This window comes from Aestuariirhabdus haliotis, from assembly GCF_023509475.1.
Classification (GTDB): Bacteria; Pseudomonadota; Gammaproteobacteria; order Pseudomonadales; family Aestuariirhabdaceae; genus Aestuariirhabdus; species Aestuariirhabdus haliotis.
The window spans coordinates 1-8,949 of sequence record NZ_JAKSDZ010000074.1 but is presented as its reverse complement, the minus strand read 5'-3'; the positions used below and the strand labels follow the sequence as shown (position 1 = coordinate 8,949).

General features: G+C 49.7%; 8 protein-coding genes. 3 read left to right on the top strand and 5 right to left on the bottom strand.

The genetic code is table 11. The annotated features are described in order from the left end of the window. Positions 1 to 150: 150 nt before the first annotated feature. Positions 151 to 342 carry a helix-turn-helix domain-containing protein gene (locus tag MIB40_RS19890; protein WP_406566478.1) on the bottom strand — a complete coding sequence of 64 codons (192 nt, stop codon included), beginning with the start codon at positions 340 to 342 and terminating at the stop codon, positions 151 to 153. A gap of 271 nt (positions 343 to 613) precedes the next feature. Between MIB40_RS19890 and MIB40_RS19000 the strand changes: the two genes are divergently transcribed. Continuing rightward, positions 614 to 3,310, top strand: a complete 2,697-nt coding sequence (locus tag MIB40_RS19000; RefSeq protein ID WP_249697083.1) for a cation-transporting P-type ATPase — start codon at positions 614 to 616, stop codon at positions 3,308 to 3,310. 178 nt (positions 3,311 to 3,488) lie between these two features. Here MIB40_RS19000 and MIB40_RS18995 read toward each other — a convergent pair whose 3' ends face one another. The 4 genes from MIB40_RS18995 to MIB40_RS18980 form a co-directional block, all read right to left on the bottom strand. After that, positions 3,489 to 4,268, bottom strand: coding sequence for an HvfC/BufC N-terminal domain-containing protein (locus tag MIB40_RS18995; protein ID WP_249697082.1), 780 nt, complete (start codon positions 4,266 to 4,268; stop codon positions 3,489 to 3,491). Then, positions 4,252 to 5,160 (bottom strand): MNIO family bufferin maturase, encoded by a 909-nt coding sequence (gene bufB / locus MIB40_RS18990; protein WP_249697081.1) that lies wholly within the window; start codon positions 5,158 to 5,160, stop codon positions 4,252 to 4,254. The genes MIB40_RS18995 and bufB overlap by 17 nt, the downstream gene beginning before the upstream one ends. A gap of 88 nt (positions 5,161 to 5,248) precedes the next feature. Continuing rightward, entirely contained in the window at positions 5,249 to 5,506 is a 258-nt protein-coding gene (gene bufA2 / locus MIB40_RS18985; protein ID WP_249697080.1) for a BufA2 family periplasmic bufferin-type metallophore, read from the bottom strand. A gap of 269 nt (positions 5,507 to 5,775) precedes the next feature. Continuing rightward, positions 5,776 to 6,198: a hypothetical protein gene (locus MIB40_RS18980; protein ID WP_249697079.1), complete on the bottom strand. Its 423-nt coding sequence runs from the start codon at positions 6,196 to 6,198 to the stop codon at positions 5,776 to 5,778. Between the two features lie 405 nt (positions 6,199 to 6,603). Between MIB40_RS18980 and MIB40_RS18975 the strand changes: the two genes are divergently transcribed. Further along, positions 6,604 to 7,194 (top strand): VF530 family protein, encoded by a 591-nt coding sequence (locus MIB40_RS18975; RefSeq protein ID WP_249697078.1) that lies wholly within the window; start codon positions 6,604 to 6,606, stop codon positions 7,192 to 7,194. 106 nt (positions 7,195 to 7,300) lie between these two features. Continuing rightward, positions 7,301 to 8,746, top strand: coding sequence for a pyridoxal phosphate-dependent decarboxylase family protein (locus MIB40_RS18970; RefSeq protein ID WP_249697077.1), 1,446 nt, complete (start codon positions 7,301 to 7,303; stop codon positions 8,744 to 8,746). Positions 8,747 to 8,949 lie beyond the last annotated feature (203 nt).

The following is an 8,949-nucleotide window of genomic DNA, read 5'->3' as shown; positions in this document are numbered from 1 at the left end:
TTCAGGCGAACCCAGACTCTTTGTTACGCCTTTTTGAAAGGTCTGGACCTTACTGCAAAGACCTGCCGCGATTCTGGATTCGCCTGAAAGCCAGAGTTCATCTGAATTAATCAGAGGTGCCCTAATGGGTCAAAACTTTTAAACCTGACTCTAGCTCGCTTTGGCTTCGCTAGGAACCTGACCAAACAAAAGTTTATATTCACGGCTGAATTGCGACAGGCTTTGATACCCCACCTGGTATGCGGCCTGGCAGATGCTGATTTTCTGCACGGTGACCAGTTGGTGGGCATGGTGCCGAACGCTGATTAAAAAGGCAGAAATTGGCCGAGAACGTTCAATCAATAATAGAACTCCCGCTATTTTATTGATCAAATAGAGATGAGGTTTTTGATAGGCATAAATACGTAAAGACTACCGTAAAAGACTCGACTAGAGTGCGAGATAAGGTGCTGTATATAGGCGACCAGTAGCGTTTGCCAGGGTTGCTTTAAGGGGGGCAGTGCTCGGAGTCATTAGTTGTTACGGTCGGCTGCAGCGGATCGATTGTGCTGTGGTTTAATAGCTTTCTGTAGTGAGCGTTCAAGCGAACTTGCGCAGGTCATACGGAGACGTTATGAAAAACAGTTGTCACTGGCACAGTCAATCTTCCGAACAGGCCATGTCTGAATTGGACACTTCAGTTTCTGGCTTGACTGGTATTGAAGCTGAGCAACGGCTTGGCCGTTACGGACCCAATAAACTCTCCGAATCGGCTCGACGCAATCGACTGTTACAATTCTTCCATCATTTCCACAATATACTGATCTATGTGCTTATCGGTGCAGCGCTGATTACGACGTTGCTTGGTCATTTTGTGGATACAGCAGTTATCATTGCGGTGGTGATTATCAATGCGGTGATAGGCTTTTTGCAGGAAGGTAAAGCGGAAAAAGCCATGGATGCTATCCGGCACATGTTGGCTTTACGTGCCACGGTCATTCGCGACGGCCAGCGTTTGACGGTTTCCGCTGAAACGCTGGTTCCGGGCGATATTGTTTTAGTCGAGGCAGGCGATAAAATTCCGGCAGATTTGCGGTTTTTTGAATCCCATGGTTTGCAGGTTCAGGAATCGATACTGACGGGCGAATCCATGCCGGTTGATAAAAACTCCAACTCAACTGAAAACAATGTCTCGCTGGGTGATCGTTTTTGTATTGGTTATTGCGGAACTACGGTGACCAGTGGTCAGGGTCGAGGCGTCGTGGTAGGAACGGGTGCGAATACGGAAATTGGCCGGATAAGCGGTTTGATCTCAAATGTGCAAGAGTTAAACACCCCCCTGGTTGCACAAATGGCGATTTTTGCCAAATGGCTGACGCTGTTTATTCTGATCATTTCGACACTGATTCTGTTGTTTGGTTATTTTGTGCTCGACTATGACTTTGCCAATCTATTTATGGCTGCCGTTGGAATAGCGGTTGCTGCCATTCCGGAAGGCCTGCCTGCAGTATTAACCATTACCCTGGCGGTGGGTGTGCAGGTAATGGCGCGGCGAAATGTGATCGTTCGCCGGCTGCCCTCCATTGAAACCTTGGGTTCTGTATCAACCATCTGTTCTGACAAAACCGGCACGCTTACTCGTAACGAGATGGTTGTTGCCAGTCTGATCGTGGGCGATAAGCAATGTGTTGTCCAGGGTAACGGTTACGAACCATCGGGCGAGATAACGGTCAACGGGCAATCCGTGTCCATAGCAGAGCACCCCGAGTTGAATGAGGTGGCTCGAGTGGCTGTCTTGTGTAATGACTCTGAATTAATCGAACAAGAGGGGGCATGGTCCTGCCTGGGCGATCCGATGGAAGCCGCACTGTTGTCGTTTTCGAATAAAGTCGGTGTTGATGCCTGTGAGACACGTGAGCAATGGGCGCGTACGGATGTGCTCCCATTTGATACCCGGCATAAATACATGGCGACTCTTAATCATGATCATAAAAGCCAGGCTTTTATTTTTATTAAAGGCGCCCCCGAAGTGCTGATTGCCATGTGCCAGTTACAACGCTGCGGAACGAATGATATACAACAGATAGATACGGAATATTGGCAACAACAGGCCAACTTTATTGCCTCCCAGGGGCAGCGTGTTCTCGCCTTCGCGGCCAGGCCGGTGAATTCAGATCAAAGACGGATTGATCAGATTGACCCGAAAGACTCCCTGGTGTTTCTGGGGCTGGCGGGTTTTATTGACCCGCCGCGAACCGAGGCGATTGCAGCCATCAGCAAATGCCATCATGCCGGTATCGATGTGAAAATGATCACAGGGGATCATGCGCTCACAGCCGTTACTATAGGCAAACAGCTGGGATTGAAGAATAGTGAGCGTGTCTTAACAGGCACAGAGCTGGATCAAATCGATGATGAGGAACTCAACTCCGTTGTGCGAGAGACTGGTATTTTTGCGCGTACCAGTCCAGAGCACAAATTGCGTCTTGTTATGGCGTTACAAAGCAATGGTATAACGGTAGCAATGACCGGCGATGGAGTGAATGATGCTCCGGCTTTGAAGCGTGCCGATGTTGGTATTGCCATGGGAAAAGGTGGCAGCGAAGCGGCGAAGGAGGCGTCAGAAATCGTCTTGGCGGATGATAATTTTGCGTCTATTGTCGCAGCGGTCCGGGAAGGCAGGACGGTATACGACAATATTAAAAAAGTGATCAATTGGACATTGCCAACCAACGCCGGAGAAGCGTTGACGATTATCATCGCCTTAATGCTGGGGTTGAGTCTGCCGATTACCCCGATCCAGATTTTATGGATCAATATGATCACTGCGGTCACGCTTGGCATTGCGCTGGCATTCGAACCGACTCAGGGAAGTACCATGCTACGCCCGCCCAGGCCGCGACAAGAAGCGCTGCTGAATGGAAATTTAATCTGGCATATTGTACTGGTGTCCAGTCTCTTTATTGCCGGAGTTTTCAGTATTTTTGACTACGCCATTTCGCAAGGGTATTCAGAAAATTATGCTCGAACCCTGGCGATGAATACATTGGTTGTTCTGGAGATATTCCATCTTTTATTTATACGAAATATGCATACCCTATCGCTTACCTGGAAAGCGGTAAGGGGCACACGAGTGGTTTGGATTTCGATTTTTGTGGTGTTTGTTGGCCAATTGCTAATCACCTATATGCCCTGGTTCCAGACTGTCTTCAAGACCGAAGCGATTGAATGGTCAGATGGGCTGTTGATGATGGCCATTGGAGCCGCTGTGTTCTGTACCATTGAATGCGAGAAGCAGATACGGTTAAGGTTTTTGAGAAAATTGATTTAATGAACATTTGATTCAATCAAATGAACTCCGGGTTTGCATGAAAGCCCTATAGGGCGGCCCCGAAACCGGTTTTCTCGGTGTTGAAGCCGTTGTTTATGTCTCGGCATGAACAACGCTTCGCCTTGATAAAACCATTTTATGGATCCGAAGAGATCTATCTGAATGAATCAAAGGGGCCTTAGCGTTGCCCGAGCTCGCACAGCATATGGTCGGCGATCCACTGTTGGAGGTAGGCCACTGCTTTTAGCGGTGTGTCCTGCTCGCTGTAATGCTCAAGTAGTGCGCTGCAGACCTCGGCAAAGCTACCGCTCGATAGTGCGACGCTCAGCGCGGTTCGTTCGGCGGGCTGCAAGGAGCGGTAGCGGCTGACCAGGTCTGCACGCCAGATGACCCAGGCCATATCATCAAGCGTTTTATCGGGTGGGGTTTTATCATTGGACAGCGCTTGCCATATCTGAAAACTGTTGTAAGTCTGGGGCAATAGTTGCACCGAATCGTGAAAGCGAAGCTGCAGGTTAGCCCAGTCGGATGGGGACAGTTCAGCCAGCTTTGACAATGCGATGTGTTGGTTGTCGGCAGCATCAAAACTATTGGCAAAAGCCTGTTCGATACGCGCGATCTCGGCCACTTCGGGGTGCTGATTAAAGGGCTCCAGCTGTTCCACCAATTCGACCATGTGCTGACCAAAATAGCGTAGGTTGGGATGCCGGGATGGGTAGCGGTTGATGTAATTGAACATCAGGGTTTCAAACAGATCGTCACCCAGGTAGGCATGCAGCTGCTCATAATCGTTGCGTAGTACTTCTTGCAGGCGCAGGGAATAGGCCGTGCCGTAGTACTGCATGCGTTGCTCGGCCGAACGTTGCGGGCTGGATTCTATACGCTTGATAATATTGTCGCTTGCATCATTCAGCAGATACTGCAGAAATTCGTGCTGAAGATTACGCAGTCTGTTCATGGTTCGAAGTGATGCCGGTCAGGTTATGTTGATGGTTGCTTGCAGAGGCTCTGTTGATTCGAAGGGCCTCCGCCGACAGGGTCTGGTGTGCGATGCCTTCGGCAATGGCCAACTCCTTACGCAGTTCCGGAAATTCGGGAATATTGTCGTCTCGTTCGATCATGGTACTGACCGCGCCGAATCGCTTCAGGGCCTTGGCATAGAGGGACCAAACGGGATCGCAGACATCATGATCGTGGGTATCAATAATCATCTCGCCATTGTAACTGTGACCGGCAAGATGAAACTGCATCACCCGATCGCTATCCATGCCGTTGATATAGTCCAGCGGATCGAAGTGATGATTATGGGCGCTGACAAAAATATTGTTGATGTCCAACAGGATATGACAGTCGGCGCGGCGGGCGATCTCGTTAAAAAATTCCCATTCCGTCATGGCGGAGTCTTTGTAGGTGACATAACTGGATAGGTTCTCCAGCAGAATCTGCTGGCCCAGATACTCCTGCACTTGGGCTACCCGATCCACAATATGGCTTATGGTATCCTGGTCGTAGGGCAGGGGTAACAGGTCGTGGCTGTTGGTGCCGTTAATACCCGTCCAGCACAGGTGGTCCGAGATCCACTGGGGCTGAACGCGCTGTATCAGCTGCTTGAGATGTTTAAGGTAGTTTGTATCCAGCGGATCACTGCCCCCGATAGAAAGCGACACGCCGTGCATTACCATAGGGTAGTCGTGACGGATTTTATCGAGATAATCGAGGGGCTTGCCTCCCGGCACCATATAGTTTTCCGTGAGGATTTCAAACCAGTCGATGTCTGGCTTGTGCTCAAGAACATAGGCGTAATGCTCTTTTCGAAGACCCAGGCCAAAGCCCAAAAATGGTCGTGTCACGCTGCCTTTCCCCCTGATATTCGATGTAAATGGCAACACGCCAGAGGACGGTAGCCGCTCTGGCGTGTTGGGACGATAATGGCAAGGGTTACTTCTTGACCATTCCGCCCATATCCGAGCACTCCTTTTCAGAGGTCATAACAAAACCCTGGCCTTTGCAGGAGCCATGGCCTTTGCAGGAATTATTGGCCGTTTTGCAGTCGTTATGGCCTTTGCAATCATTCACGCCGTAGCATTTTACATTGGCCTGGGATGAACCTTCGGCAAAGGTTGGTGTGGCGGTACCCAGCATACCAGCCGCCGCCACTGCCAATGCAATACCCATCGCTTTTTTCGAATCAACCATTGGTAAATCTCCCTTTATAAGGATTGTGTTTGTTATCAACCATTCATGCATTCTGTTGAAGCGTTAAGCGCTTGCACCATCGGTAGAGTCGCACAGATTCGATTTACCACCATAAACGTAGTCGCCAACAGAGTGCATGACAGAGTATATGACCTTATAAGTGCATATATTCTTTGCTGCTGATGAAGTTATGCAAACGTGAATCGGCCGTGATAGAAATGTGATAACTGCCGTACCCATGGGTTCGTAGCTTAGCCAGCCAGGGGTGGTTAGTGTTTGGGGGCTCGCTCGGCGGTACGTTCACCAAACCAAAAGCCGATGATCGGCCCGTATATGGCCAGGAAGACCGTAAACACTTCTTTATAGTTTTCCAGGGCAGGGCCTTCGGGCAGATCTCCAAAAAAGCCAACTTGACCGAAAATCAGTGCGACAAAGGTGATGGTCAAAATCAAGGTCATCAGTGGTCTGATCAAGGCCCTTATGCCCAACGCCAGCCTGGGTTCGACACGCAGGCCTTTGAGCACTTTCTCAATCTCATCTTGTATATCGGTATCTTCGGAAAGAATGGCATCGTCGATCTGGTTTCTGAGTTGTTCAATATCGACGGTTTTGCTGTTTTCCTTGCCTACCAGAAGAATGGCTTTTTTGATGACTTTCTGTGTGAAGGGAATTAAAGCTATTCTGTTATCCATTGGATTCTCCAGCTTTAAGGTATTGATTATCGGTTTATGGCAGGTGCTGCAGTTAATCCTGTATTGAATTGTCTTCTTGTGGCCGATTTATTCAGTATAAACCAATATTTTTACGGGAGATTTTTTGAGTATGAAGGCGGGAGTGCTAAGCAGGATAAGCGATCCCAGGTATTGATAATTTACCCACGCTTTGGCATGGAACAGTTCAAGCCTGCCGGAGATTAAACAGTCCTTTTATGCCGAATAGCCATAAAACCCTTATCGAGAGTGCCAGTCATTTTTTGGTTACCAGTCATGTCAATGAATGCGTGGTGGTGCTTTGTGGTTGATTGCTGTGAGAACCACAGACCTTGCTCTCTTTATCAGGTACAATCGCGCTGTTTTTACCCTACACCGGATCCTGGCATGAGCGACGACATCAATTACCAGAATAACCCATTGCACGGGCTCAGCTTAAAAACCCTGTTGGAGGAGTTAGTCGACCATTATGGGTTTGAAATTCTCTTCGCCTATTTGAATATCAACTGTTTCAAGACCAATCCTAGTATTGCGTCCAGTGTAAAATTCCTGAAAAAAACCGACTGGGCGCGGGAGAAGGTCGAGGTGTTCTATCTGTATACCTTCAAAAACCTGCCGAAAGCCGCTTCCTCGCAGTTTTCCCTATCCCCCCGGGATCGTATTATTCCCGACGATCAAACTCCGGGTGAACCCAAAGAATTAAGCCTTGAAGATGCCGAGCGCTTACGGGAATTGCGCTCCAGAAAAGCCGCAGAGCGAGGTAAAGGTAGTCCTCGACAATCAGGTAAACATGGCGAACATCGCCGTCATCGGTCCGGTAACGACCGGAGAGGAGAGGAAACCCGGGCCAAGGGTTGGAATTCTGATAGGAAGAATGCCAGCGATACCCCGCAAGGTGGCCGGGGAGTCTCCGATACAGACCCCAACCCGGCGGGCGATAAGGTCGATCCCTGGGCGAAGGCGAAAAGTCGATCCTAGAGAGACTGCTGAAATGCAATTATGGGGCTATCTCTCCTGCGTGTATGGTGGCTGAGGAGAGTCAACTTTCCCCATAACCTTACCATTTCAAATAAAGGATCATCTAATGAGTAAAGATCTTGCTGAAACCGGTAGGCTACAGGTTCTGTTGTCTCAGCTCGGTGGCGCTTTAGATGGCTATCTCGACTTCGCTCACCCTGATGCCTTTCAGTCCAGGGATGATTGGCAGGCAGCACTGAACAGACCTTTGCCAGAGAAAGGCGAGGGGATCGATTCGGTTGTTAAAGAATTAATCGATACTCTGGTTGCCAACGCTTCGGCCATACCAAACCCCGGTTTCAGCGGTTACATTACCACTGGCGGGGTGACTGCCAGCGCTCTGGCGACGACGGCGGCCAGCATCAGTTCACCACAACGTTACATGCTAACCGCTTTCAATTATGTCGAAGAGTTATCGTTATTGTGGCTAGCGCAGATGCTCGGTATTCCTACCCTTAAAGGCGTTTATAGCAGTGGCGGTTCGGTGGCCAATCTGGTGGCACTTGGCGGTGCTCGACAGCAGGCCTTTGAGGCTATTGGTATCGATCCCGCGAGTGAGGGAATCGATCGGCCCGTTCGCATCTATGCTAGCGATCAATGCCATCACACCATTCAGCGCTCTGCCGGGGTGCTTGGTTTAGGGCGACGCTCGGTACGGGCTATCCCCAGTGATGCCAATGGCTGTATTAGAGTCGATGCGTTGGAGCAAGCGATAGAAGAGGATCGGACCCGGAGTCTGTTGCCGATCGCGATTGTTGCAAATGCCGGCACAACCAATACCGGTGCTATCGATCCTTTGCGGGCTCTCGGCACTATTGCCCAAAAAAACGGTATCTGGTTTCACATCGATGGTGCTTATGGCCTTCCGGGTATTCTTGATCCACGAAAGGCGCCACTTTACGATGGCCTCGAACTGGCTGATTCTGTCATTGTCGATCCCCATAAATGGCTGGGTGCATCCGTTGGTGTGGCGGCGACCTTTGTCAAAGATCGTGATATTTTGCTGCGAGCCTTCACGCAAGAGCCGGCTGATTATCTTGAGGGCAGTGTCGAGACGGATGAGTCTGAAACCTATCAACATTCCCTCGATGACTTTGGCATTCCCTATTACGATTACGGCGTTGAACTGAGTGCGCCCTGCCGCGGCGTGGTGGTCTGGAGTATGATCAAGGAGATCGGCGAGGAGGGTTTTCGTCAACGAATCATGCGCCATAACGATATGGCCAGTTCGCTAGCGCGCATCGCACAGGAACACCCGCAGTTAGAGTTGTTGTTAGAACCCACACTCTCGATTTGTTGTTTTCGGTTTGTAGATGAACGTGTTGATGATCTCAATGCTTTCAATCAAAAGCTGTTGCGGCATCTGGTACGGGAAAACAACTATATGCCCACCTCCACTCGTGTTGGCGATCAACTGGCGATCAGGCCCTGCTACATTGGGGCACGTCATGAACCCGAACAGGTACAGGGTTTAATTGATGAGGTTATTCGCATTGGTAACCGGTTGCTCTGATCACTAGCTGTTTTGGGTGTGATCGATGGGGTAAAGGAGGTGGCCGATTCGAGCGGGTCTATGGTGCAGGATAGATTCCAAATGAGCGGATTGCTTTATGAGTATGTTTTAAGGCACCTCTGATTAATTCGGATAGATCTCTGCGGATCCTAAAATGGTTTTTATCAAGGCGAAGCTCGCCGTTCATGTCGAGACCTGAACAA